This window comes from Rhodoferax sp. GW822-FHT02A01, assembly GCF_038784515.1.
Taxonomy (GTDB): Bacteria; Pseudomonadota; Gammaproteobacteria; order Burkholderiales; family Burkholderiaceae_C; genus Allorhodoferax.
This window is the reverse complement of record NZ_CP152376.1, coordinates 2,278,042-2,302,282: the sequence shown is the minus strand read 5'-3', so window position 1 is coordinate 2,302,282 and position 24,241 is coordinate 2,278,042. Positions and strand designations below refer to the sequence as shown.

Genomic DNA, 24,241 nt, shown 5'->3' with positions numbered 1-24,241 from the left:
GTTCATAGCTCCTTTCGGATATCGACCAGGCGGGTCAGCGCCCAGATGATCATCAGCACCAGCGCCAGCAGGATCACCGCGTTGGCCGCAGCCAGCGGGAACTGCAGATAGGAGGTCTGCACCTGGATGATCTTGCCCACCGAGGCAATCTGCTGGCCACCCATCACACCGATGGTGACGAAGTCGCCCATGACGATGGTGATGACAAAGATGGAGCCGATGATGATGCCGGTGCGGCACAGCGGCACGATCACATTCCACAGCGTCTGCCAGGCCGTGGCACCGCTGTCGGCGGCGGCTTCGAGCAGGCTGCGATCAATGCGCATCATGGAGTTGAAGATGGGCACGATCATGAAGGTGGTGAACAGGTGCACAAAGGCCAGCACCACCGAGAAATTGGAAAACAGCAGCCACTCGACCGGCTGGTCCACCGCCCCCACCCCGACCAGCATGGAGTTGACCAGCCCGTTGCGCCCCAGCAGCGGCACCCAGGCAATCATGCGGATCACGTTCGACGTCCAGAACGGAATGGTGCACAACACAAACAGCACCACCTGCACGCCATTGGACTTGACGTGAAAAGCCAGGAAATAGGAAACCGCAAACCCGATGACCAGCGTGAGAAACCACACCAGCAGGCAAAACTTGAAGGTGGACAGATAGGTCTTGAAAGTGACGCACATATCGTCACCCGACAGACAACCCTCAAACACCGCCACGTAATTCTTGAACGTGAAGTCCGGCAGCATCTCGTACTGGTTGTAGTCCCAGAAACTCACCATCAGCACCAGCGCCAACGGAATCAGAAAGAACAGCACAAACACCGCAGTCAACGGCAAAGCCTGCCACCAGGCCGCAATCGTTCGCCCCGGCGCAGCGCCAGAAGCCGGTAATGAAGGTGTAGGTGCGCTCATTGAAGTAGCCAGTTATGCAAGCAAGAAAACCATACGTCTGCGCACACACTCGACGAGCGAAGCAACGCCCAGGGTGCACGCAGTGCCACCCCATCCAGGAACACCGCGGAACCGGCTTCGCCGGGCCGCAGGTGTTGCCCCCTTTTAAGGGGGGAACAGGCTACACGCAGTGAGCCTGGACGGGGGTGCGGCTTACGCCGCTACAAACTCATTCCACTTCTGAACCATGTACGCGTTCTCGTCCATCACCGCATTCCAGCAAGCGATGCCACCCATGCGGGCTTCATAGCTGCCGCCGTCGCGCACTTCGCCCTTCTTGGCCAGCAGGTCGCCGTGCGGGCTCTTGATGTCTTGCGTGGCGGGCTTGCCTTCCATCCAGTAGGCCCACTCGTAAGCTTCCATCTTGGCCTTGGCAGTGTCCAGCACGGCGCTGTAGTAGCCCTGGCGATTCAGGTAGGCACCAGCCCAGCCGTCCAGGAACCAGTTGATGAATTCGTAGGCACCATCCAGCTTCTTGCCGGACAGGGTGGCGGGCAGACCGAAGCCGGAAGCCCAGGCACGATAGCCTTCCTTGAGCGGCTGGAAGGTGCAGGCGATGCCCTTGGTGCGCACGGCCGTCACGGCGGGGCTCCACATGGACTGGATCACCACTTCACCGGAGGCCATCAGGTTGACGGATTCGTTGAAGTCCTTCCACAGGCTGCGGAACTGGCCGGCCTTCTTGGCTTCGATCAGGGTCTTGATGGTCAGATCAATTTCCTTCTTGGTCATGTTGCCCTTGTCGGGGTACTTGTACAGACCCATGGCTTCGACCACCATGGCAGCGTCCATGATGCCGATGGAGGGGATGTTCAGAATGGCGGCCTTACCCTTGAATTCGGGGTTCAGCAGTTCAGCCCAGGAGCTGATGGGGCGCTTGATCAGGTCGGGGCGGATGCCTAGCGTGTCGGCGTTGTACACGGTGGGGATCAAGCTCATGAACTGCGTGGGAGTCGCAGAGAACTTCTTGGACTTTTCGCCTTCCAGGAAGATGGTCTTCTTGGGAGCGGTACCCTGGTCGCCCACCTTCTTGCCGGCCACTTCACCCTTGGTGAAGAGCGTGGTGATCTTGTCGGCGTTCTTGATGCGCTTGGTATCAATGCCCTTGAGGTTGCCGGTAGGCACGATGTTCTTGAGCGAGAAGTATTCTGTGTCGATCAGGTCGAAGCTGTTGGGAGCGGTCACGGCGCGCTTGGTGACGTCGTCGGTGGTCACGGCCACGTACTGGATTTCAATGCCGGTGTCGGCCTTGAACTTGTCGGCGATTTCCTTGTCTTGGTTCACTGCAGTGCCCAGATAACGCAGCACGATTTTTTCCTGCGCATGGATGGCGGGGAACATGCCAGCAGCCAGAATGCCTGCGGTGCCTTTGAGAACTGAGCGGCGCTGCACGGAGAGTGCGCCCAATGTTGAATCTTTCTTTGCGTCTGACATGGAAGTAACTCCTTTGGGGGTGATGAATCTTCTTGCGAAGGTTGGGGAAATCGTTGAACCTGGAATCAGGCCTGCAGGGAATGCGCGGACTCGGGCGTCCAGGCCAGTTGCACCGCGTCGCCTACGGCAAATGGCCTGGCAGCGAACTGCGCTTCGGACAGCATGACCGAATACTCGGCCGTGTTCACCACGGCCTGCGCGGCGCTTGGATTCTGCAGCCCCAGCAGCACATAGGTGCCCTGGTATTCCACGTCTGTCACCAGCGCGGGGATGCTGGGCAGGCCTTCAATCTCACTGGAGCCGACAAGACCCACACGCGTCTGGTCGGTGCGCACGCCGATCTTGCCGGCGGGTGTTTCAATCACGTTGTGGCCGCCCATGAAGCGCGCCACGAATTCATTGACCGGCTTGTTGTAGATGGTGTGGGGCGAGCCGCTTTGCTCGATGATGCCGTGGTTCATCACCACCATGGTGTCGGCGAGGGCCATGGCTTCTTCCTGCGAATGGGTCACATGGATGAAGGTCAGGCCCAGCTCCTTTTGCCAGCGACGCAGTTCGGCGCGCATCTGTATGCGCAGAAAGGGGTCGAGCGCAGAGAGCGGCTCGTCCAGCAGCAAGGCCTTGGGTTGGGTGATGAGTGCGCGTGCCAGCGCTACGCGCTGCTGTTGCCCGCCAGAGAGTTCGCCCGGCTTGCGTGCGGCCAGATGCCCCATGGCCACGCGCTCCAGCAGATCCTGCGCCTTGGCCAGTCGCTCGGCCTTGGCCACGCCTTTCATCTTGAGGCTGAAGGCCACGTTGTCCAGCGCGCTCAGGTGCGGGAACAGCGCAAAGCTCTGGAACATCATGGCCGTGCCGCGCTCGGCAGCGGGTAGGTCGGTGATGTTGCGGTTCTCCAGCAGCACGTCGCCACTGCTGACCGACTCGTGGCCGGCAATCATGCGCAAGGTCGTGCTCTTGCCGCAGCCCGAGGGGCCCAGCAAACAGCAGTAGCTGCCATTGGCAATACGCAGGTTGATGTTGTCCACGGCAGGCTTTCCCGCGCCGTAGCGCTTGGTCAGCCCGACGACTTCGATGGCACTGGGGGGAGTGGCGACTGCATTCATATGGCCCAGCACTACGCAAACACTGTGCCATGCTTTTGTACACAATTTTTCAATCGAATGTACGCAAATTGCACTTCATTTGTGCGCGACGCGATTCGTTGGGGCGCGTGCACCTTTCAATTCGGTGCATGCGCACCACCCATCCTCACGGCATGCACATGGAACAGAAACTGCTTAATAGCGGTGCAAACACATCCGTGCACGCGCTGCACACCAACCGTGCCCGGCACGACCAAGAAAGCTATGAACACCGCAACCGCAATGGGCCCCAAGGAAATCGTGGAAGAGTTTTTGCGCATCGTCATGATTCCCGACCCGGAGTCCGCCCGCGCCTTCACTTCTCCCGATTTGCAGATACTCTTTACCGGTGGACGCGCAATGCGCGAGCCCGCAGAAACCAGCGCCTTCAATGCCAGCCGCTACAAGTGGGTAAAGAAGCGCTTCATACAGACTGACTTGGTGGTTGGCGCCACCGATGTAGAGGCCATCGTCTACAACATCGGGACCCTGTACGGCGAGTGGCTGGACGGCACGCCCTTTGAAGGCAACCGTTATGTGGACCGCTACGTGGTAAGCCACGGCAAGATCGTGCAGATGCAGGTGTGGAACGACAGCGCAGAGTGGCTGCTCGTGCGCGCGGGCCTGGCCACGCTGTAAGGCTCCCATGGTGACTCCATTTGCCGCCATTCCCGGCCACGGGCGCTTTGCCTACAGCGGCATTGCCCGGCGCCCCGACTACCACTGGCCCCAGGGAAAGCGGCTGGCTGTCTATATAGGGTTCAATCTGGAGCACTTTGCCTTCGGTGAGGGACTGGGTGCCGGCATAGGCCCAGCCTCACCGCAGCCGGACGTGCTCAACTACAGCTGGCGTGAATATGGCAACCGGGTGGGAGCCTGGCGCTGCCTGGAGCTGTTTGACCAACTGAGTCTGCCCACCGGTGCCCTCGTCAATACCGCGCTGATGGACCATTGCCCTGAATTGCTGCAGGCGGTGCTGGCGCGGGGCGACGAACTGATAGGGCATGGACATAGCAACGCGTTCCGCCAGTCGGACCTCACGGAGGACCAGGAACGCCAGTTGCTGGACGGCTGCCGCACACGCATTGCGCAATGGCAGGGTGCGGTGCCTGCTGGCTGGCTGTCTCCCTGGATATCGGAGAGCCGCAGCACGCCGGACCTGTTGGCGGAAACCGGCTACAGCTACAGCCTGAACTGGTGTCATGACGACCAACCCACGCGCATGCACACACGCAGCGGCCAGACGCTGTGGTCCATCCCCTACCCGCAGGAACTCAACGACATCCCCATGATCATGGGCCGGCACATGGATGCCTGTGCCTTTGCCGACATGGTGATCGACAACTTTGACGAAATGCTGCTGCAGAGCCTCCAACAGCCGCTGGTCATGGGGATTGCGCTGCATCCTTACATCGTCGGCCAGCCGTATCGCCTGCGGCACTTGCGGCGTGCCCTGCAGCACATTGCCCGCGCGCGTGACGCTGGAGACATCTGGTTCACGACACCGGGCGCCATCTGCGACCACATGCTGGCGCTCAACCCATGAGGGGTACTGCATCGACACATTCCTCCCGGGGCATGGTGACCAGTCCGCATGCACTGGCCAGTCAAGTCGGGGCACAGATACTGGAACGTGGTGGCAATGCGGTGGAAGCGGCGATTGCCACCACGGCCAGCCTGTGCGTGACCTACCCGCACTTCTGCGGACTGGCGGGTGACGCCTTCATGCTCATCAGCGATGCACAGGGGCGTGTGCAAACGCTTTCGGGCATTGGCCAGTCTGCCGCCGTGGTGCCGGCGTATGAAAGCTCCATCCCGTTGCGGGGCCCGCGCTCCGCACTGACCAGCGCTGCAACCGTGGACACGCTGGCGCAGGCACATGCCATCAGCCGCGACGACCTGGGCGGCACCCGGAGCTGGGGCGATTTGCTGGCCCCGGCCATCGCGCTGGCGCGAGACGGCTACGAGGTGAGCGACTCCGAGCGCTTCTGGTTGAATTTCCGTTTGCCCGATGCCCGGGCGCTGCCCGACATCTATCGCCATTTTCTGCACCAAGGTCAGATTCCCCCCGCGGGCTTTGTGCGACGCCAACCCGATCTGGCCCGCACCCTGGAAACACTGGCCGAGCGCGGCCCCAGGGAGTTCTATGAGGGCAAGCTGGCCGAGCGCATGGGCAGCGCACTGCAAGCTGCAGGCTCACCGCTCACCCAGCACGATCTGGCGCTGACGCGGGCCCGGCTGGAGCAACCGCTGTCCCTGCCCTACCGCGGCGGCGAACTGCTGGCGCACCAGCCCCCCACGCAAGGCATGACCACGCTGGAAATCATGGGCATCCTGGAGCGCTTCGACCTGCAGGGCATTGCCGAAGGCAGTGCCGACTACTACCACCTGCTGGTGGAGGCGGTGAAGCAGGCGTTCATGGACCGCAACCGCTGGGTGGCCGATCCGGAATTCGCCATGGTCCCTGTCGGTGGGCTGTTGTCCACGGCCCACCTGGATGCGCGCGCACGCGCCATCCGCATGGGTGCGGCCTTGCCCTGGCCGCAGACGTTTCAAACCGGGGACACGGTGTATGTGGGCGCAACCGACATGGCTGGCAACAGTGTCTCCATGCTGGCCACCATCTACTTTGATTGGGGCAGCGGCATGGTGGTGGGCGACACCGGGCTGATCTGGCACAACCGGGGCGCCTCGTTTTCGCTGGACCCAACACACCCCAATGCGCTCGCGCCGGCCAAGCGCCCGTTTCACACGCTCAACCCCGGCATGTACCGCAAGAACGGCAAGGTGCAACTGCTCTACGGCACCCAGGGCGCCGACGGACAACCGCAAACCCTGGCGGCAGTGCTCACACGCTTGATTGACTACGGCATGGACCCCATGACCGCGCTGCGCCAGCCGCGCTTCCTGCTGGGCAAAACGTTCTCCGACAGCCAGGACACGCTCAAGCTGGAAAGCGACATCCCTGCAAGCGTGGTCGCGCAGTTGCGCACGCGTGGGCACGCCATCAGCCTGATCGATGCGCGCAATCCGCTCATGGGACACCCGGGCGCCATTGCCATCGACGCAGTCAGCGGCCAAATGACCGGCGCCCACGATCCACGCAGCGATGGCTTGGCGGTCGGATTGCCGTGAAGACTCAGGTCGCGGCGAGCCTGTGCTTTTCGTGCAGCGTCAGAACGGCACCCGCCACGCCGCATGCGGCAATCAATCCCATACCCATGACCGACTGCGCATCCGGCACGTGGCTGAACACCAGCCAGCCGCCCAGAATGCCTAAGCCGATCTGCAGATACATATAGGGGGTGAGCGTGGCCGCCGGGGCTCGCTCAAACGCCAGGATGAACAGCAGATTGCCTGCCGATGCAGCCAGCCCCATCACCAGCAAACCCAGCCCTGCCTGCAGGTCCGGCACGGGCGCCCAGATCCAGGGAAGAACCACAGTCAGACACAGCAACGCGGTCGAACAGGTATAGGCCTGGGTGCTCACCGCATCTTCAGTGCGGGCCATGCGGCTGGTCAACAACTGGTAGGCCGTATTGAAGACCACCAGCCCCATGGGCAACAGGACAGCCCAGCCAAACGCACCGCTGCCGGGTCGCACGATGACCAGGGTGCCGGCCAGGCCGCCGCCCACCAGCAACAGCCGATACAGCGACACATGCTCACCCAAAATCCGGCTTGCCAGCAACGTGACAAACAAGGGCGTGGTCATGGCCATCGCCGTGAATTCACCCACCGGCAGGTAGCGCAGGCTGAAAAACGCCAGCCCCTGGACGGCCAGCAGCAACATGCCGCGCACCACATGCCACTTCAGATGAACCGTGCGCATGCTCGCGAACCCGCGACGCCAGGAAACAAAGGCAATGGATACCGCCGCCTGGATCCCGAACAGCACCCACAGCGCCATCAAGGGCGGCACCGATTGCGTCACCCACTTGGTGGTGGTGTCCAGAATGACAAAGCACACCAGAGCCGTTACCAGCAGCACGCCGCCCAGCAACAGCCTGTGCTTCGCCGCTGAACGGTTCAAGCCGCTGCTTTCGGAATCTGCAGGCCGCGCTCCACCGCCGGGCGCGCCACGAACTGTTCCAGCACACGAATCACTTGCGGGAACTTCTCTATGCCTACCAGATCACCTGCACCATAGAAACCGATCAGGTTGCGCACCCAGGGGAAGATGGCAATGTCGGCGATGGTGTAGCTCTCACCCATGACCCACGCGCGCCCTTCCAGGCGCTGGTTGAGCACACCCAGCAGGCGGCTGCTTTCGGCCACGTAGCGGTCGCGCGGACGTTTGTCTTCAAAGTCCTTGCCGGCAAACTTGTGGAAGAAGCCCACCTGGCCAAACATGGGGCCAATGCCGCCCATCTGGAACATCAGCCACTGCAGGGTTTCGTAGCGCCCGGCTGCATCCGCCGGAATCAGTTGGCCGGTCTTTTCGGCCAGGTACCACAGAATGGCGCCGGACTCGAACAGTGCCAGAGGTCTGCCCCCCGGGCCGTCGGGATCGATGATGGCGGGAATCTTGTTGTTGGGATTGAGCGAAAGGAACTCCGGCGAAGTCTGATCATTGGTCTGGAAGCTCACCAGATGTGGCTCATACGGCAGGCCGGTTTCCTCCAGCATGATGGAAACCTTGACTCCGTTCGGGGTGGGCAGCGAGTACAGCTGCAGGCGCTGCGGATACTGGGCAGGCCATTTGCGGGTGATGGGGAAGTCTGAAAGCGTGTTCATGGTCAGTAAGTGCGGGAATGTGGGCAGATTCTGGCATGGGCCGGGCATATCAAGGGTGCGGCTGGCGGATAACCGTACCCGCCCACCGGACGCTATTGGGACTGTTCACAACAGTAGATTGAGGTAAATCAAGTCCTCCGCTGGTAATGGTTGTGGCCTTCTTCGCTCGCCCCACATAATGGCCCTCGGGAAGTAGCATCCAAAATAATCTGAAATACACCATGCAAACCAACCCTGCTCTGTCACTGCGTCACTTCTTGATGTGCCTTCTGGCACTGTTTCTGTCAGTCGGGGCCTGGGCCCAAAGCGCGGCGAGCGCCGCCGCAACCGGGTTGGACAACGCCACTTGTCTGAGCTGCCACGATGGTGGCAAAGGCAAACTCAAAGCCAGCGATGGCAAGGGCAAGGAACGGGTGTTGCATGCAGTCGCCGCAGACGCGCTGGCCAAGGGTGTGCACGGCAAGATGCAGTGCGTGGCCTGCCACACCGACATCAAGGACAACGCGGGCACAGGCAATGCCCACCAGAAGAACACCACCGAGCCGCTGAAGAAAGTGGACTGTGCGGGCTGCCACCAGGCGCTCTGGGAACAGGTGCAAAAGGATGGCAAGGCCGCCGAGCGCCCACGTCTGGGCACGGTAGTTCAGAACATTGAGCTGTACAAGAAGTCCTTCCACGCCAAGCCCAATGAAGACGACGAGACCAAGCCCAACGCCACGTGCGACAACTGCCACGACACCCATAGCTTCAATGTGCCTTCGGCCAGTCTGCCCAAGGATTCGCCGGAGCGCGCCGCCTGGCGCCTGAGCATTTCCAAGACCTGCGGCGAAAACTGCCACACCGACCAGCTGGAAGCCTATACCGACTCGGTGCATGGCAAAGAATCGCTGGAAAAGCACAACCCCAAGGCCGCCGTCTGCAGCGACTGCCACAGCGCGCATTCCGTCAACAGCACCTCGGGTAACGCTTTCAAGCTGTCCATCTCCTCGCAGTGCGGAAGCTGCCACGAGGCCAACTTTGCGTCGTACAAGGCCACCTACCACGGCCAGATCAGCACGCTAGGCTATGCCTATACCGCCAAGTGCTACAACTGCCATGGCAGCCACGACATCCTGCGGGTGGATGACCCGGCCTCCAAGGTCCATCCGGACAACCGCATGAAGACCTGCAAGACCTGCCACAGCGGTAAGAAGGAAATCCCGCTGGCGCCGGACGGTTTTGCCTCCTTCCAGCCACACGGCAACCACCACGACTTCAACAAGTACCCGCAAATCTGGATTGCCTTCCAGATCATGGTGCAGTTGCTGGTGGGTACCTTCGGCTTCTTCTGGCTGCACACCCTGCTGTGGTTCTTCCGCGAATACATGGAACGCAAACAGCGCCAGAGCCAGCCACACATCAAGGCCGACGTACTTCCAGCCAATATGGCCGGCAAGCATATCCAGCGCTTCAGCCCGATCTGGCGCCTGGGCCACATCACCTTCGCACTGAGCCTGATGATCCTCACGCTGACCGGTATGCCGCTGTTCTATCCGGATGCACCCTGGGCATCGCACCTGATGAACGCACTGGGCGGCCCGCACATTGCGGGCAAGATCCACCGGGTCAATGCGGTGATCTTTGCTGGCGTGTTCTTCTGGCACCTGTTCTACATGGGCATGCGCGTGGCACGCGACTGGAAGAACTTCAAGATCTTCGGCCCGAACTCGCTGGTGCCCAATCTGAAGGACGCTGCCGACATGCTGGGCATGTTCAAGTGGTTCTTCGGCAAGGGTCCGCGTCCGAAGTTTGACCGCTGGACCTATTGGGAGAAGTTCGACTACTGGGCTCCGTTCTGGGGTGTCACCATCATCGGCGTCAGTGGCCTGGTGATGTGGCTGCCCAATGTGTTTGGTGCCTTCCTGCCGGGCTGGGTGTTCAATGTGGCGGCCATCTTCCACGGCGAAGAGGCCTTCCTGGCGGTGGTGTTCCTGTTCACCGTGCACTTCTTCAACAACCACTTCCGGCCCGACAAGTTCCCGCTGGAGGTGGTGATGTTCACCGGCACCTTCTCGCTCGAAGAGTTCAAGCACGAGCATCCGCTGGAGTACCAGCGCTTGGTCGATAGCGGCGAGCTGGAAAGCCGCCTGGTCGATGCTCCGTCACCGGCCAAGATGAAGGCATCCAGGATCCTGGGCTTCACACTGATCGCGTTCGGCCTGACCCTGTTGACGCTGGTTGGCATCGGTTTCTTCACCAGTTTGTAAGAGCTTGTGGCGATACTGTTGACCTCTTCCCACTGCCCGGTGCCGCTCTGCTGCACCGGGCCCATCCTGAAAGACATGTAGTGAGCCCACCTCCCGCCGCCAATACCGTGGAAACCACTTCCCTGTCCGCCAAACACGCGCTACCTCCAGCCACGATTCCAGCCTATCTGGAAAACACGTACTGGTGGGCTTACCTGCATCCGCGTGCGGTGCACATCTTTGAACGCCAGTGGCTGGTCAACCTGATTCTGTGGGGCAACTTTGCGCGCCTGCGCGACGCCGCCTTGCAGGAAATGGGCGAAGTCATCAATGGCCGCGTACTGCAGGTGGCCTGCGTGTATGGCGATTTCACCGAACATCTGGTGCGGCGTCTGGGTCCGCAGGGCAGCGTGGACGTGATTGATGTGGCGCCCATACAGATCAAGAACCTGCACGCCAAGCTCAAGAACACGCAGCGGGTGAATGCCCATCTGCAGGACTCCACCGCGCTGCAGTTTGCCGACGGCAGCCACGACTCCACGGTGGTGTTCTTTCTGCTGCACGAGCAGCCTGCCGAAGTGCGCCGCAAGACCATTGCCGAGGCCCTGCGGGTCACCAAGCCGGGCGGCAGGCTGGTGTTTGTGGACTACCACAAGCCCCGCGCCTTCAGCCCGTTCCGTTACCTCATGGTGCCGGTGCTCACCATACTGGAGCCCTTTGCCATGGATGTCTGGAACCACGAGATCGCCAGCTGGCTACCCGAAGGTGCGCCAGTGGAAAAGATCGAAAAACAGACCTACTTCGCAGGCCTGTACCAGAAGGTCGTGATGACCAAGAAGGCCTGAGCCTTACATGCTGCGGCGGTACTGACCACCCACCTCGAACAGAGCGTTGGTAATCTGCCCCAGCGAGCAGACCCGCACCGCGTCCATCAGCACCTCGAACACATTCCTGTTTTCGATCACGGCCTGCTGCAAGGCTTTCAGCATGGCGGGTGACTTGTCTGCATTGCGGGCGTGGAAGTCCTGCAGGCGCTTCAACTGGCTTTGCTTTTCCTCGTCGGTGGAACGGGCCAGCTCCAGCTTGTCCTGCACCTGGTCACCGTGCGGGTTGCGGAAGGTGTTCACGCCGATGATGGGCAGCTCGCCGGTGTGCTTGAGCATTTCATAGGTCATGCTCTCGTCCTGGATCTTGCTGCGCTGGTAGCCGGTCTCCATGGCGCCCAGCACGCCACCGCGCTCCGCAATCTTCTCGAACTCGGCCAGCACGGCTTCCTCCACCAGCTCGGTGAGCTCTTCGATGATGAAGGCGCCCTGGTTGGGGTTCTCGTTCTTGGCCAGACCCCATTCGCGGTTGATGATGAGCTGGATCGCCATGGCGCGGCGCACCGAGTCTTCGGTGGGCGTGGTGATGGCCTCGTCAAACGCGTTGGTGTGCAGGCTGTTGCAGTTGTCGTAGATGGCAATCAGCGCTTGCAGCGTGGTGCGGATGTCGTTGAACTGGATCTCCTGCGCGTGCAGGCTGCGGCCACTCGTTTGAATGTGGTACTTAAGCTTTTGGGACCGTTCGTTGGCACCATAGCGCTCCTTCATGGCCACCGCCCAGATGCGCCGGGCCACGCGGCCCATGACGGTGTACTCCGGGTCCATGCCGTTGCTGAAGAAGAAGGACAGGTTGGGCGCGAAGTCGTCGATGTGCATGCCGCGCGCCAGGTACGCCTCCACAAAGGTGAAACCATTGGAGAGCGTAAAGGCGAGCTGGCTGATCGGGTTGGCACCTGCTTCTGCAATGTGGTAGCCCGAGATCGACACCGAGTAGAAGTTGCGCACGTCGTGGTGCACAAAGTATTCGGCGATGTCGCCCATCACCTTGAGGCTGAACTCGGTGCTGAAGATGCAGGTGTTCTGGCCCTGGTCTTCCTTGAGGATGTCGGCCTGCACCGTGCCGCGCACATTGGCCAGCACCCATTCGCGGATCTTGGCGGTCTCGGTCTCGGTGGGTTCGCGGCCGTTGTCCTGTTTGAATTTGTCGATGTTCTGGTCGATGGCGGCGTTCATGAACATGGCCAGGATGCTGGGCGCCGGGCCGTTGATGGTCATGCTGACCGAAGTGGCCGGGTTGCACAAATCGAATCCGCTGTACAAGACTTTGAGGTCATCCAGCGTGGCAATCGACACGCCACTGTTGCCCACCTTGCCGTAGATGTCCGGTCGCGGGTCGGGGTCGTTGCCGTACAGGGTGACCGAGTCGAAGGCGGTGGACAGGCGCTTGGCCGGCATGCCGGAGCTCAGCAGCTTGAAGCGCTTGTTGGTGCGAAAGGCATCGCCTTCGCCGGCGAACATGCGCGTGGGGTCTTCGTTTTCGCGCTTGAAGGCAAAGGTACCCGCGGTGTAGGGGAAGCTGCCGGGCACGTTGTCCAGCATCAGCCACTTGAGGATTTCGCCATGGTCCTCGTATTGCGGCAGGGCCACCTTGCGGATGGTGGTGCCAGAGAGGCTCTTGGTGGTCAGCGCGGTGCGAATCTCCTTGTCGCGGATCTTCACCACGTATTCGTCACCAGCGTAGGCCTTTTGCATCTCGGGCCACTGAGCCAGCAGCTTGCGAGCGGCAGCATCCTGGTTGGACTCCCGCTGTTCAGCCAGATCGATGGCCGCCTCGGACGCCTTGGGGCGGTGCGGCTTGTCGGTCGCCAGCATGTTGGCTGCTGCGCGCAGTTGCTGGATCTCGCGCGCCAGCTTGGCCTGGGCGCGAGCCTTGGCCTTGTAGGCGCGCACGGTATCGCTGATATCGGCCAGGTAGCGCACCCTTGCGGCCGGCACCACCGGTGTCTGGTTGGAGCTGAAGCGTACGCTCACGCGGGGCAACAGGCCGTCTGCTTTTGCCTGGAGGCCCAGAGCCTGCAGGCGCGGCAGCAGCGCCTGGTACAAGGCGGTGACACCGTCGTCGTTGAAGCGTGCCGCCATGGTGCCAAATACCGGCATCTGCTCTGCAGGCGTGGTCCAGGCTTCCTTGTTGCGCTGCACCTGCTTGGCCACGTCGCGCAGCGCGTCGCTGGCGCCCTTGCGGTCGAACTTGTTGATGGCGACGAACTCAGCAAAGTCCAGCATGTCGATTTTTTCCAGTTGGCTGGCCGCACCGAACTCCGGCGTCATCACATACAGCGGCACATCCACCAGCGGCACGATGGCCGCATCGCCCTGGCCGATGCCGGAGGTTTCCACCACGATCAGATCGAATCCTGCAGCCTTGCAGGCGGTGATCACGTCGGGCAATGCCGCGCTGATCTCGGAGCCGAAGTCGCGTGTGGCCAAGCTGCGCATGAAGATGCGCGGGCCGGACTTCCACGGAGAAATCGCGTTCATGCGGATGCGGTCGCCCAGCAATGCGCCTCCACTCTTGCGGCGTGAAGGGTCGATCGAGATGACGGCCACGCGCAGGCTGTCGTCCTGGTCCAGACGCAGGCGGCGGATCAGCTCGTCGGTCAGCGACGATTTGCCCGCACCGCCGGTGCCGGTGATACCCACCACAGGAATGGTGCGACTCGCCGCCTGGGCTTGCAGAGCACCCATCAGTGCAGCATCCACCTTGCCTGCTTCCACGGCGGTCAGCAATTGCGCCAACGCACGCCAGCTGGCCTCGGAGTGGCCCTGCAGGGCTGCCACGTCCTTGGGCGCGAAGGGACTCAAGTCCTGGTCGCAACGCATCACCATCTCGCCGATCATGCCGGCCAGGCCCATCTTCTGACCGTCTTCCGGGCTGTAGATGCGGGCCACGCCGTAGGCATGCAGCTCGCGGATTTCGGGTGGGACGATCACGCCACCGCCGCCGCCAAACACCTGGATATGCGCGCCGCCCCGGGCCTTGAGCAGGTCCACCATGTACTTGAAGTATTCGACATGCCCGCCCTGGTAGGAGCTGATGGCAATGCCCTGCACGTCTTCCTGCAAGGCGGCGGTCACCACCTCGTCCACGCTACGGTTGTGGCCCAGGTGGATGACTTCGGCGCCCATGCTCTGCAGGATGCGGCGCATGATGTTGATGGCCGCATCGTGCCCGTCAAACAGGCTGGCAGCGGTGACAAAGCGCACCTTGTTGCTGGGGCGGTAGTTGGCAAGTGCCTTGAATTCGGCAGATAGGTCGGTCATGGGTCTTCCTCGGGCGGCGCATCGCAGGCGCACTTGACGTTTACGTAAACGTCAACTGTAAACGATTTAGACCAACACAGGCTTACACCGCCCGTCTGACTTGCAGAACGGAGCTCTACAGGGGGCTTTGGTTGACCGCGTTAGGCGGCAGCGACAGGAACAGCGTCAGAGCGCCCGCCAGCGAGGTCACAAACCAGAATACGAAGAAGCCCAGGGTGTAGGTGGCCTGGCGCGACAGCTCGAAAGCGTGGCCAAACCAGCTCATGTCCTGGGGATCAATGACCGCGAACACCAGCAACTCCAGAACACCCGCCATCAAAAACGAAGGCCATGCAATCCACATCAGCTTTTGCTTCATTTTTTGTCTCCTGCTTTTATGGGGTCACTGTAGCGCGGAACGGTTCAGCGTGGCACGATAAAGACGGACTTTTCGGTGACGCTCTTGCCAATGCCGGTCGCTTCGATCTTGAAGTGGATCGTGTGCGAGCCAGGCTCCGCGCCTTCGTAGGGCAACTGCAGCCGCACCGGTACCCAGCGCGACTCGGTGGAGGCCACGGTCACGTCGGCGTTGCTGGCCACGCTCAGTCCTGGCAGACCTTCCACCGAGATATGGAAGGACTGGGAGGACTCCGCCGCATTCATCACCTGGATGCGGAACACGTTCTCGATCTTGCCGCCTTCAGCAATGCGGGCCAGCGAACCGCGGTCGCGGTCCACATCGACCTTGAATGGCAGGCGCAATGCCAAGCTGACGGCCATGGCCGTGACCACCACACCCAGGATGGTGGTGTAGATCAGCACGCGCGGGCGCAGCACGTGGCGCAGGGTCTGCTGGCGCGTCCACTTTTGCTCCAGCGCATGTTCGGTGCTGTACTTGACCAGGCCGCGCGCATAGCCCACCTTGTCCATCACGGTATCGCAGACGTCGGCACAGGCGCCGCAGCCAATGCACTCGTACTGAAGGCCGTTGCGGATATCAATGCCGGTGGGGCACACCTGCACGCACAGGCTGCAGTCCACGCAGGCGCCCAGATTCAGCGCTGCCGGATCGGCCTTCTTGCTGCGGGCGCCGCGCGGCTCACCGCGTTCCTTGTCGTAGGTGACGACCAGGGTGTCCTTGTCGAACATGGCGCTTTGGAAGCGCGCATATGGACACATGTATTTGCAGACCTGCTCGCGCATGAAGCCGGCATTGCCCCAGGTGGCAAAGGCGTAGAAGAAGGTCCAGAAGATTTCCCAGGAACCCAGGTTCCACTGGGCAAATTCGCCAGCCAGCACCTTGATCGGCGTGAAGTAGCCAACGAAGGTGAAACCCGTCCACAGCGCCAGGGTGATCCACATGAACTGTTTGGCCGCCTTGCGACCGAACTTCTCCAGTGTCCAGGGCGCGGCGTCGCGGCGCATGCGCATGGAGCGGTCACCCTCGGCCAGCTTTTCCAGCCACAGGAATATTTCGGTATAGACCGTCTGCGGGCAGGCGTAGCCGCACCACAGACGCCCTGCTACCGCCGTGAACAGGAACAGCGAATACGCTGAGATCACCAAGATGCCGGTGAGATAGATGAAGTCCTGGGGATACAGCACCAGGCCGAAGATGTAGAAGCGGCGTGCGCCCAGATCGAACAGCACCGCCTGGCGTTGACCCCACTCCAGCCAGGGCAATCCGTAGAACACGATCTGGGTGAGGAACACCAGCACCCAGCGCCAGCGCGAGAACACACCGGAAACACTGCGCGGATAAATCTTCTTGTGCGACTGGTACAGCGACACCAACTCCGGATCGGCACCCGGGGGCGGCTCGATGGGCGCGGTGGACACCGTCAGGGGAATGACCTTTTTGACTGGGCTATTTGAATCAGACACTTGAATTTCGTACTTTCAACGGTATTAACCCGATAATACCCATACTAGTATGCAATCGACTGACCTATATCAATCGCATACGAACACTGGACACCCGCGGAAAAGCAGGTCTCCCCTATACAAAATACTGTATGGGGTATAAAATCGGGGTATGAAAACCTTTCCCTACACGCTATTGTGCCCCCGCCGCATGACATTGGCTGCCGTTTTGGGCCTGGTGACCATGGGCGCCGGTCCCGCCTTGGCACAGAGCCAAGCTGTCCCCACCGTTACCGTCAAGTCCAGCGCCAGCGCAGACAGCTACGTGCTCGATGGCGTGATCCAGGCCGTCAAACAAAGCACCGTAGCCGCGCAGGCGTCCGGGCGCATCGTCAGCTTTTCCGTCAAGGCCGGTGACAAGGTACGTGCCGGCCAGGTCATTGCCACCATAGACGACCGCGAAGCCCAGGTCGGCAGCCAACGCGCCCAGGCGCAGGTCAGCCAGACCGACGCCGACCTGCGCAACGCACGGGCCCAGCTGGAGCGCACACGCGACCTGCAGGCCCAAGGGTTCGTCAGCCAGGCCGCACTCGATACCGCTACCGCGCAGTTCCAGTCAGCCCAGGCCCAACGCGAACAGGCCACAGCCAGCGCCCGCCAATCGGCATTGGCACAGGGCTACACCCGCGTCACGGCGCCGCTGGACGGCTGGGTTCTGCAGACTTTTGCCCAGGCCGGTGACTTGGCCGTACCGGGTACGCCGTTGCTGGTGGTCTACACGCCGCAGCCCCTGCGCGCGGTGGTGCAGGTACCAGCTTCACGCACCGCAGCCGTGCGCCAGGCGCGACAAACCGCTGTCGTAGTGGACAGTGGTGTGGGTACCCCCCAAAGTATTACCCCGCTCAATCGCGTGGAGGTCCCCTCCAGCGATCCGGTCTCCCAGACCACCGAATGGCGCATGGACCTGCCAGCCAAAGAGGCGGCTGCTCTGGTCCCGGGCCAGCAGGTGCGTGTGCAATTTGCCGTTGCTGGCGGTTCCGGCAGCGCACGCTTGCTGGTGCCCACCAGCGCCGTGGTGCGCCGTGGCGAGCTGACCGCCGTGTACGTCGCTTCCGGCAAGACCTTTGCCTTGCGTGCCGTGCGTCTGGGTGCCGATTTGGGCAGCGAGGGCACCGAGGTGCTCACCGGTCTGCGTGCTGGCGAGGTCGTCGCCACCGACCCGCTGCGTGCCGCCCAGCCCGACGCGACACCCGCGTCCAAGTGAGCGTTCCATGAAGCAAACCAATTCATTGGGTGTCTCCGGCCGCATCGCCGCGGCCTTTCAGGGCAATGCGCTCACGCCCCTGCTGGCGCTGGTCGCGCTGCTGCTGGGCCTGTTTGCCGTGCTGGTGACGCCGCGCGAGGAAGAGCCGCAAATCAATGTGACCATGGCCAATGTGCTGATTCCCTTCCCCGGGGCCAGCAGCCAGGACGTGCAGAACATGGTGGCCAAACCCGCCGAGCAAGTGTTGGGGCAGATTGCCGGCATAGAGCACACTTATTCGGTGGCCCGCCCCGGCATGGCCATTCTCACGGTGCAGTTCAAGGTGGGCGTACCGCGCACCGAAGCGCTGGTGCGCGTGTATGACGTGCTCAACGCCCACCAGGACTGGCTGCCGCGCGATCTCGGCACGCTGACCCCCATCGTCAAGCCCAAGGGCATTGATGATGTCCCCGTGGCAGCACTGACCCTCTGGAGTCAGGACGCGGGTTCCGCTGCCGAACTGGAGACGGTCGCCCACGCGGTGGAAGCCGACCTGAAGGCCGTGCCCGGTGTGCGCGAGGTGCAGACCATTGGCGGCCCGGGACGCGCCATCCGCATCGCCCTCAACCCGGAGCGCCTGCGGGCACGGGGCGTGGACGTGCTGACGCTGCAAAAGACGGTGGCTGCGGCCAACTACGGCATGCCGGCCGGCGCCGTCCTGGACACCACACCTAGCAGCAACGCCAACAGCCCGGGCTCCCACATGCTGACCGTGGACGCGGGTGAGTTCCTGCGCAACGCACAGGATGTGGCCGACATCGTGGTGGGCGTGAGCAACGGCAAGCCCGTGTTCCTGCGCGATGTAGCCGATATCAGCACTGGCACCCTGCAGCCGCAGCACTACGTCTGGTTTACGCCCGGCGCGGCCTTTGCCACAACCCCAACCGCCGCGACCAGCCAAGGCGCGGCCAGCGCGCCCGCAGCGGGCCAAAACTACCCGGCAGTCACCATCCAGGTCAGCAAGAAGCCTGGGGAGAACGCCGTGGACGTGTCCAGCGCCGTGCGCGCGCGCATGGATGCCTTGCGCAACACCGTGATCCCGGCAGGCGTGCACGCCAGCGTCACCCGCGACTACGGTCAGACCGCCGCCGAAAAAGCCAACAAGCTGATCCAGAAACTGGCTTTTGCCACCGGCTCGGTGATCCTGCTGGTGGGCTTTGCACTGGGGCGCCGGGAAGCCATCATCGTCGGCACTGCCGTGATCCTGACGCTGACAGCCACGCTGTTTGCCTCCTGGGCCTGGGGCTTCACGCTCAACCGCGTGTCGCTGTTTGCGCTGATCTTCTCCATCGGCATTCTGGTGGACGACGCCATCGTGGTGGTGGAGAACATCCACCGCCACCAGCAGCTCACACCGGATGCGCCCTTGCGCAGCATCATTCCGCTGGCGGTGGATGAGGTGGGTGGCCCGACCATTCTGGCTACGCTGACCGTGATTGCCGCACTGTTGCCCATGGCCTTTGTGTCCGGCCTGATGGGGCCCTACATGAGCCCCATCCCGATCAACTCCAGCTTGGGCATGGCGATCTCGCTGGCCATTGCCTTTACCGTGACGCCCTGGCTGGCGCTCAAGTTCATGCGCGAGCACGGCGCGCACCCGACACATTCCGGCACGGCCCAACCCGCTTCGGCCCCGACCCGGATCACGCGCATCTTCCATGCGGTTCTCCGGCCGTTTCTCGACAGTGCGCGCAAGCGCTGGCTGCTGCTGGGCGGCATTCTGGCGGCCTTGCTGCTGTCGGTAGGCCTGGCGCTGGTGCAACTGGTGGTGCTCAAGATGCTGCCCTTTGACAACAAGAGCGAGTTCCAGGTGGTGGTGGATATGCCTGCCGGAACGCCGCTGGAAGACACCGCGGCCACGCTGCAGGAACTGGGTGCCTATCTGGCAACCCAGCCCGAGGTGACCGATCTGCAGGCCTATGCCGGTACCGCCTCGCCCATCACCTTCAACGGGCTGGTGCGCCAGTACTACCTGCGCTCGGACGCCGAACAGGGCGATCTGCAGGTCAATCTGGTGGACAAGCACCACCGCGACGACAAGAGCCATGTGATTGCCCAGCGCCTGCGCCCGGCCCTGGAAAAGATAGCCATGCAGCACCATGCCCGCATCAAGGTGGTGGAGGTGCCGCCTGGCCCGCCGGTGATGTCGCCCCTGGTGGCAGAGATCTATGGCCCGGACGAAGCCGGTCGCCAGAAACTGGCTGCCCAGGTAGAGGCCGCATTTGCCGCAACCCCTGACATCGTCGGCGTGGACAGCAGCCTGCGGGAAGATGCGCCGCGTGCTTTCCTGCGCGTGCGCCGGCAACGCGCCGAATCGCTGGGCATACCGGTGGCATCCATCGCCCAGACGGTTTCAGCCGCCCTGGCGGGTGCGGATGCGGCGTATCTGCACGACGGTGTTTCCAAGTACCCGGTGCCGGTGCGCATCCAGTTGCCCCTGCAGTCGCAGCTCGGCCTGGATGCCATCCTGGCCCTGCCCCTGCGCGCGGCCAATGGGCAACTGGTTCCCCTGTCCGAACTGGTACAGGTAGAACGCGGCATCATCGACAAGCCGCTCAGCACCAAGGACCTCAAGGAAGTGAGCTATGTCTTTGGCGATATGGCCGGCAAGCTCGACTCGCCGCTGTACGGCCTGTTTGGCATCCGCTCGACGATGCAGTCTGCTGCCGACAAGCCCATGGCCGGCAATGCCGAGTACTGGATCCACCAGCCCACCGACACCTACCGCCAATACGCGCTCAAGTGGGACGGCGAATCGCAGATCACGTACGAGACCTTCCGCGACATGGGAGCTGCCTACGGTGTCGGCTTGATCCTGATCTACCTGCTGGTGGTGGCGCAGTTCAAGAGCTATCTCACGCCACTGGTGATCATGGCGCCGATTCCGCTGACCATCATCGGGGTGATGCCAGGCCACGCGCTGCTGGGCGCACAGTTCACCGCCACCAGCATGATCGGCATGATCGCGCTGGCCGGCATCATCGTGCGCAATTCCATCCTGCTGGTGGACTTCATCGAGCTGCAGGTGAAAGAAGGCGTGGACTTCAAGTCGGCCGTGCTGCAGTCGGCCATCGTGCGGGCGCAACCCATCGTGCTCACCGGTCTGGCAGCCATGATCGGCGCATTCTTCATCCTGGATGACCCGATCTTCAACGGGCTGGCCATCTCGCTCATCTTTGGCATTCTGGTGTCCACCCTGCTCACACTGGTGGTGATACCGGTCCTGTATTACGCGCTGTTCCGGCGCCGTATGGAGCTGCGCGCAGACGCGGCCCTTTCCTAAACCCCAATCCACTACAAAACCAGGAGACAACACCATGGCCCATATCGTGATCGTAGGCGCAGGCATAGGCGGCATTCCGGCCGCCTATGAAATCCGCGAGCTGCTCGGCAAGGAGCACCAAGTTACTGTCGTCAACGCGGTGGACTACTTCCAGTTTGTTCCCAGCAATCCGTGGCTTGCCGTGGGTTGGCGCCAGCGCGACGAAATCACGCTGCCCATCCGGCCTTACCTGGAACGCAAGGGCATAGGCTTTGTAGCCCAACCGGTCACTGCCATCCATGCCGCCGACAACCGGCTCACATTGGGCGACGGTGCCACCATGGACTACGACTACCTGGTCATCACCACCGGCCCCAAGCTGTCGTTCAGCGAAGTGCCTGGTGCGGGCCCGCTGTCGCATGGCGGCGGCGGCTTCACCCACTCGGTGTGCAGCGTGGACCACGCGCAGGCCTTCTGGGCGGACTATGAAAACTTCCTCAAGAATCCGGGCCCGGTGATCATTGGAGCCATGCCGGGCGCCAGCTGCTTCGGTCCGGCCTACGAATTCGCCTTCATCCTGGACACCGACCTGCGCCGGCGCAAACTGCGCAACAAGGTACCCATCACCTATGTGACCAGCGAACCCTACATCGGCCACCTGGGCCTGGGTGGCGTGGGCGACAGCAAGTCCATGCTGGAGTCCGAGATGCGCAACCGCGACATGAAGTGGATCACCAACGCCAAGACCACCAAGGTGGAGGAAGGCAAGATGTTTGTGACCCAGCTAGACGACCTGGGCAATGTCTACAAGGAGCACGAGCTGGGCTTCAAACTGTCCATGATGCTGCCAGCCTTCAAAGGCGTGGATGCCGTGGCGGCCGTGCCGGAATTGTGCAACCCGCGCGGCTTCGTGCTGATTGATGAATACCAGCGCAGCAAGGCCTACAAAAACATCTACTCGGCAGGTGTGTGCGTAGCCATCCCGCCGGTGGAAGTCACGCCAGTGGCCACGGGTACACCCAAGACCGGCTACATGATCGAGAGCATGGTAGGCGCCATTGCCCACAACATAGCGGCCGATCTGAGCGGCCAACCCGCCAATGCCAAGGGAACCTGGAACGCCATCTGCCTGGCCGATATGGGCGACACCGGTGCGGCCTTCGTGGCGCTACCGCAGATCCCGCCACGCAACGTGAACTGGTTCAAGAAAGGCAAATGGGTACATCTGGCCAAGATTGCCTTCGAAAAATATTTCATGCGCAAGATCCGCAAGGGAACCTCGGAGCCGGTGTACGAGAAATACGTGCTCAAGGCACTGGGCATTGTCCGTCTTGCCGACAAGGTTCCCCATCCCCATGTTTGACAACAACCCCCTTTGGAGAAACCCATGACCGTAGACCGCTACATCCATATTTTTGCCGGCAGCTTCATCCTGATCTCGCTGGCCCTGGGCGTGGACGCCAGCCCCTTGTTTGTTTCGCACTGGTGGCTGGCGTTTACCGCATTCGTCGGCGCCAACCTGTTCCAGTTCGGCATCACCAACTTTTGCCCCATGGGCTATTTCCTGAAAAAGCTGGGTGTGCCGGAATCCAACATGGCATGCCAGAAATAACCCGGTTTACCGTTCGCCCGCTCCAAACCGGGTGAACTGCTGGGAAAATGGAGCCATCAACTATGCACCCTTCGGAGAGTCGCGCCATGAGCGTTTTGCAGGATCAACAGGCCAGAACCGATGTACTCAACCGCCTTCGCCGCGCGGAGGGTCAGTTGCGTGGCATCCAGCGCATGGTGGAGGAAGGCGAGAACTGCCTGAAGATCGGCCAGCAGTTCTCTGCCGTGCGCAAGGCACTGGACAGCACCTACCTGCGCATGACCGTGTGCTTTCTGGAGCAGGAACTCAATGCCCGCATCCACCCGGACGCCGCGCAAAAAGCCGATCTGGACCACATGGTCAAGGACATGGAAACCTTGCTGGCACGTATCGGATAAGTCCGTCCAACCCCATCCCGACTACCCCAACCTAGGGTAAACCGCAGGTTCAATTGCATGGGCGCCAGCGTCAGGGCCAGCACAAGTGGCTACACTGCCAAGCAAATCCGCCATGCAACCCCTACAGCTTTTCGATCCCGCCTCCAGCACCTACACCTATGTGCTGTTTGATCCCGCCACGCGGGACGCGGTCATCATCGACCCGGTGGACGAGCAGATCGAACGTGACTTGGCCGTGTTGCGCGAGAACGACCTGCGTCTGCAATGGACCATCGAGACGCATGCGCATGCCGACCACATCACCAGCGCTTATCTGTTGGCCGAGCACGCGGGCGCCAAGACGGCAGCTCCAGCGGGCTGCGGCATTGCCACCGCATCCAAGCTGCTGGTTCACGGCGACACATTGGTCTTTGGCGGCGAGACACTGAAGGCGCTGCATACCCCGGGGCACACCCAGGGCAGCATGAGCTTTGTCTGGCGCGACCATGTGTTCACCGGTGACACACTGCTGATCAACGGCTGTGGCCGCACCGATTTCCAGTCGGGCAGCTCCGAGGCCATGTACCACAGCCTCACTCAGATTCTGTTTGCCCTGCCCGACGCCACCACCGTCTGGCCCGGCCACGATTACCAGGGACGTACCCACTCCAGCATCGGCCAAGAAAAGGCGCATAACGCCCGGGTCGCAGGTAAAACTTTGCAGGAATTCATTGCCATCATGGATGCACTCAACCTTCCCAAACCGCGACGCATAGACGAAGCCGTGCCCGCCAACCTCAGCTCCGGGGTGCGCCACGATGCCGACGCCGCCAATCTGGCCGTCAAGTCAGCCGAAGGCTATGCAGGCGACATCAGCAACACGCTGGCCTATGCCTGGTGGCAGGCCGGAGACGCCGTGCTGGTGGACGTGCGTACCGATGCCGAGCGCGAATGGGTCGGCCAGGTTCCGGGCGCAGTGTCTGTGGCCTGGAAACAATGGCCCGGTATGGCCATGAACGCCAACTTCGACGCCGAAATCAAGTCGGCAGCGGGCGGCAAGAAGGTGCTGCTCCTGTGCCGCAGCGGAGTCCGCTCGGTCGCAGCAGCCAAGCGGGCTACGGAACTGGGCCTACAGGCCTACAACATTCTGGAAGGTTTTGAAGGTGATCCGGATGCCGAGGCCCACCGTGGCAACAAAGGGGGCTGGCGCCGTGCCGGACTGCCCTGGCGTCAGGGTTAGGCCGGGCACAC

Annotated in this window: 19 protein-coding genes; 11 read left to right on the top strand and 8 right to left on the bottom strand. The window is 62.0% G+C overall.

Translation table 11 applies throughout. The features are described from left to right. Positions 1-2 precede the first annotated feature (2 nt). From AAGF34_RS10760 to AAGF34_RS10750, 3 genes are all read right to left on the bottom strand, one after another. Positions 3-914, bottom strand: coding sequence for an ABC transporter permease (locus AAGF34_RS10760; RefSeq protein WP_342620597.1), 912 nt, complete (start codon positions 912-914; stop codon positions 3-5). A 192-nt stretch (positions 915-1,106) separates the two neighbouring features. After that, the gene (locus AAGF34_RS10755) at positions 1,107-2,387 is read right to left on the bottom strand and encodes a PotD/PotF family extracellular solute-binding protein (protein WP_342620596.1); all 1,281 of its coding nucleotides are present in this window, start codon (positions 2,385-2,387) and stop codon (positions 1,107-1,109) included. Positions 2,388-2,452: 65 nt separating this feature from the next. After that, positions 2,453-3,490, bottom strand: a complete 1,038-nt coding sequence (locus AAGF34_RS10750) for an ABC transporter ATP-binding protein (RefSeq protein WP_342620595.1) — start codon at positions 3,488-3,490, stop codon at positions 2,453-2,455. 243 nt (positions 3,491-3,733) lie between these two features. On the opposite strand from AAGF34_RS10750, the gene AAGF34_RS10745 reads away from it, so the two are divergent. Genes AAGF34_RS10745 through AAGF34_RS10735 form a run of 3 tightly spaced genes read left to right on the top strand, consistent with a single transcriptional unit; the run spans position 3,734 to position 6,643 of the window. Then, the gene (locus AAGF34_RS10745) at positions 3,734-4,147 is read left to right on the top strand and encodes a nuclear transport factor 2 family protein (protein ID WP_342620594.1); all 414 of its coding nucleotides are present in this window, start codon (positions 3,734-3,736) and stop codon (positions 4,145-4,147) included. A 7-nt stretch (positions 4,148-4,154) separates the two neighbouring features. Further along, positions 4,155-5,054, top strand: a complete 900-nt coding sequence (locus AAGF34_RS10740) for a polysaccharide deacetylase family protein (protein WP_342620593.1) — start codon at positions 4,155-4,157, stop codon at positions 5,052-5,054. 32 nt (positions 5,055-5,086) lie between these two features. Then, positions 5,087-6,643, top strand: a complete 1,557-nt coding sequence (locus AAGF34_RS10735) for a gamma-glutamyltransferase family protein (protein WP_342620592.1) — start codon at positions 5,087-5,089, stop codon at positions 6,641-6,643. 4 nt (positions 6,644-6,647) lie between these two features. On the opposite strand, the gene AAGF34_RS10730 is transcribed toward AAGF34_RS10735, so the two are convergent. Beyond that, complete coding sequence (locus tag AAGF34_RS10730; protein ID WP_342620591.1) at positions 6,648-7,541, bottom strand: DMT family transporter; 894 nt, start codon at positions 7,539-7,541, stop codon at positions 6,648-6,650. Beyond that, positions 7,538-8,245, bottom strand: a complete 708-nt coding sequence (locus tag AAGF34_RS10725; protein WP_342620590.1) for a glutathione S-transferase N-terminal domain-containing protein — start codon at positions 8,243-8,245, stop codon at positions 7,538-7,540. Before AAGF34_RS10725 ends, AAGF34_RS10730 begins: the two co-directional genes overlap by 4 nt. 221 nt (positions 8,246-8,466) lie before the next feature. On the opposite strand from AAGF34_RS10725, the gene AAGF34_RS10720 reads away from it, so the two are divergent. After that, a complete protein-coding gene (locus tag AAGF34_RS10720) occupies positions 8,467-10,491 on the top strand; it encodes a cytochrome C (protein WP_342620589.1) in 2,025 nt (674 codons plus the stop codon). 80 nt (positions 10,492-10,571) lie between these two features. Further along, positions 10,572-11,315, top strand: a complete 744-nt coding sequence (gene rquA / locus AAGF34_RS10715) for a rhodoquinone biosynthesis methyltransferase RquA (RefSeq protein ID WP_342620588.1) — start codon at positions 10,572-10,574, stop codon at positions 11,313-11,315. 3 nt (positions 11,316-11,318) lie between these two features. Here the strand turns inward: rquA and icmF are convergent, their stop codons facing one another. From icmF to ccoG, 3 genes are all read right to left on the bottom strand, one after another. Next, on the bottom strand, positions 11,319-14,615 hold the full coding sequence (gene icmF / locus AAGF34_RS10710; protein ID WP_342620587.1) for a fused isobutyryl-CoA mutase/GTPase IcmF: 3,297 nt from the start codon (positions 14,613-14,615) through the stop codon (positions 11,319-11,321). A 115-nt stretch (positions 14,616-14,730) separates the two neighbouring features. Next, complete coding sequence (locus tag AAGF34_RS10705; RefSeq protein WP_342620586.1) at positions 14,731-14,973, bottom strand: hypothetical protein; 243 nt, start codon at positions 14,971-14,973, stop codon at positions 14,731-14,733. Between the two features lie 44 nt (positions 14,974-15,017). Beyond that, positions 15,018-16,439 carry a cytochrome c oxidase accessory protein CcoG gene (gene ccoG, locus AAGF34_RS10700; RefSeq protein ID WP_342621076.1) on the bottom strand — a complete coding sequence of 474 codons (1,422 nt, stop codon included), beginning with the start codon at positions 16,437-16,439 and terminating at the stop codon, positions 15,018-15,020. Between the two features lie 190 nt (positions 16,440-16,629). Between ccoG and AAGF34_RS10695 the strand changes: the two genes are divergently transcribed. The 6 genes from AAGF34_RS10695 (at position 16,630) to AAGF34_RS10670 (ending at position 24,230) form a co-directional block, all read left to right on the top strand. Further along, positions 16,630-17,721, top strand: coding sequence for an efflux RND transporter periplasmic adaptor subunit (locus AAGF34_RS10695; RefSeq protein ID WP_342620585.1), 1,092 nt, complete (start codon positions 16,630-16,632; stop codon positions 17,719-17,721). Positions 17,722-17,728: 7 nt separating this feature from the next. Further along, positions 17,729-21,043: an efflux RND transporter permease subunit gene (locus AAGF34_RS10690; RefSeq protein WP_342620584.1), complete on the top strand. Its 3,315-nt coding sequence runs from the start codon at positions 17,729-17,731 to the stop codon at positions 21,041-21,043. 34 nt (positions 21,044-21,077) lie between these two features. Beyond that, entirely contained in the window at positions 21,078-22,385 is a 1,308-nt protein-coding gene (locus AAGF34_RS10685) for an FAD-dependent oxidoreductase (RefSeq protein WP_342620583.1), read from the top strand. Positions 22,386-22,409: 24 nt separating this feature from the next. Then, positions 22,410-22,634 (top strand): DUF2892 domain-containing protein, encoded by a 225-nt coding sequence (locus AAGF34_RS10680; RefSeq protein ID WP_342620582.1) that lies wholly within the window; start codon positions 22,410-22,412, stop codon positions 22,632-22,634. Between the two features lie 86 nt (positions 22,635-22,720). Next, on the top strand, positions 22,721-23,011 hold the full coding sequence (locus AAGF34_RS10675) for a metal-sensing transcriptional repressor (protein WP_342620581.1): 291 nt from the start codon (positions 22,721-22,723) through the stop codon (positions 23,009-23,011). A 112-nt stretch (positions 23,012-23,123) separates the two neighbouring features. Beyond that, the gene (locus tag AAGF34_RS10670) at positions 23,124-24,230 is read left to right on the top strand and encodes an MBL fold metallo-hydrolase (RefSeq protein ID WP_342620580.1); all 1,107 of its coding nucleotides are present in this window, start codon (positions 23,124-23,126) and stop codon (positions 24,228-24,230) included. The last annotated feature ends 11 nt before the right edge of the window (positions 24,231-24,241 follow it).

What these genes read in the sequence shown, in the direction of transcription:
- AAGF34_RS10670 (WP_342620580.1), top strand. Translation starts at nt 23,124, where the DNA reads ATGCAACCCCTACAGCTTTTCGATCCCGCCTCCAGCACCTACACCTAT.
- AAGF34_RS10750 (WP_342620595.1), bottom strand. Translation starts at nt 3,490, where the DNA reads ATGAATGCAGTCGCCACTCCCCCCAGTGCCATCGAAGTCGTCGGGCTG.
- AAGF34_RS10740 (WP_342620593.1), top strand. Translation starts at nt 4,155, where the DNA reads ATGGTGACTCCATTTGCCGCCATTCCCGGCCACGGGCGCTTTGCCTAC.
- icmF (WP_342620587.1), bottom strand. Translation starts at nt 14,615, where the DNA reads ATGACCGACCTATCTGCCGAATTCAAGGCACTTGCCAACTACCGCCCC.
- AAGF34_RS10760 (WP_342620597.1), bottom strand. Translation starts at nt 914, where the DNA reads ATGAGCGCACCTACACCTTCATTACCGGCTTCTGGCGCTGCGCCGGGG.
- AAGF34_RS10695 (WP_342620585.1), top strand. Translation starts at nt 16,630, where the DNA reads ATGAAAACCTTTCCCTACACGCTATTGTGCCCCCGCCGCATGACATTG.
- AAGF34_RS10755 (WP_342620596.1), bottom strand. Translation starts at nt 2,387, where the DNA reads ATGTCAGACGCAAAGAAAGATTCAACATTGGGCGCACTCTCCGTGCAG.
- AAGF34_RS10690 (WP_342620584.1), top strand. Translation starts at nt 17,729, where the DNA reads ATGAAGCAAACCAATTCATTGGGTGTCTCCGGCCGCATCGCCGCGGCC.
- AAGF34_RS10675 (WP_342620581.1), top strand. Translation starts at nt 22,721, where the DNA reads ATGAGCGTTTTGCAGGATCAACAGGCCAGAACCGATGTACTCAACCGC.
- AAGF34_RS10685 (WP_342620583.1), top strand. Translation starts at nt 21,078, where the DNA reads ATGGCCCATATCGTGATCGTAGGCGCAGGCATAGGCGGCATTCCGGCC.
- AAGF34_RS10735 (WP_342620592.1), top strand. Translation starts at nt 5,087, where the DNA reads ATGGTGACCAGTCCGCATGCACTGGCCAGTCAAGTCGGGGCACAGATA.
- AAGF34_RS10720 (WP_342620589.1), top strand. Translation starts at nt 8,467, where the DNA reads ATGCAAACCAACCCTGCTCTGTCACTGCGTCACTTCTTGATGTGCCTT.
- AAGF34_RS10745 (WP_342620594.1), top strand. Translation starts at nt 3,734, where the DNA reads ATGAACACCGCAACCGCAATGGGCCCCAAGGAAATCGTGGAAGAGTTT.
- AAGF34_RS10725 (WP_342620590.1), bottom strand. Translation starts at nt 8,245, where the DNA reads ATGAACACGCTTTCAGACTTCCCCATCACCCGCAAATGGCCTGCCCAG.
- AAGF34_RS10705 (WP_342620586.1), bottom strand. Translation starts at nt 14,973, where the DNA reads ATGAAGCAAAAGCTGATGTGGATTGCATGGCCTTCGTTTTTGATGGCG.
- AAGF34_RS10680 (WP_342620582.1), top strand. Translation starts at nt 22,410, where the DNA reads ATGACCGTAGACCGCTACATCCATATTTTTGCCGGCAGCTTCATCCTG.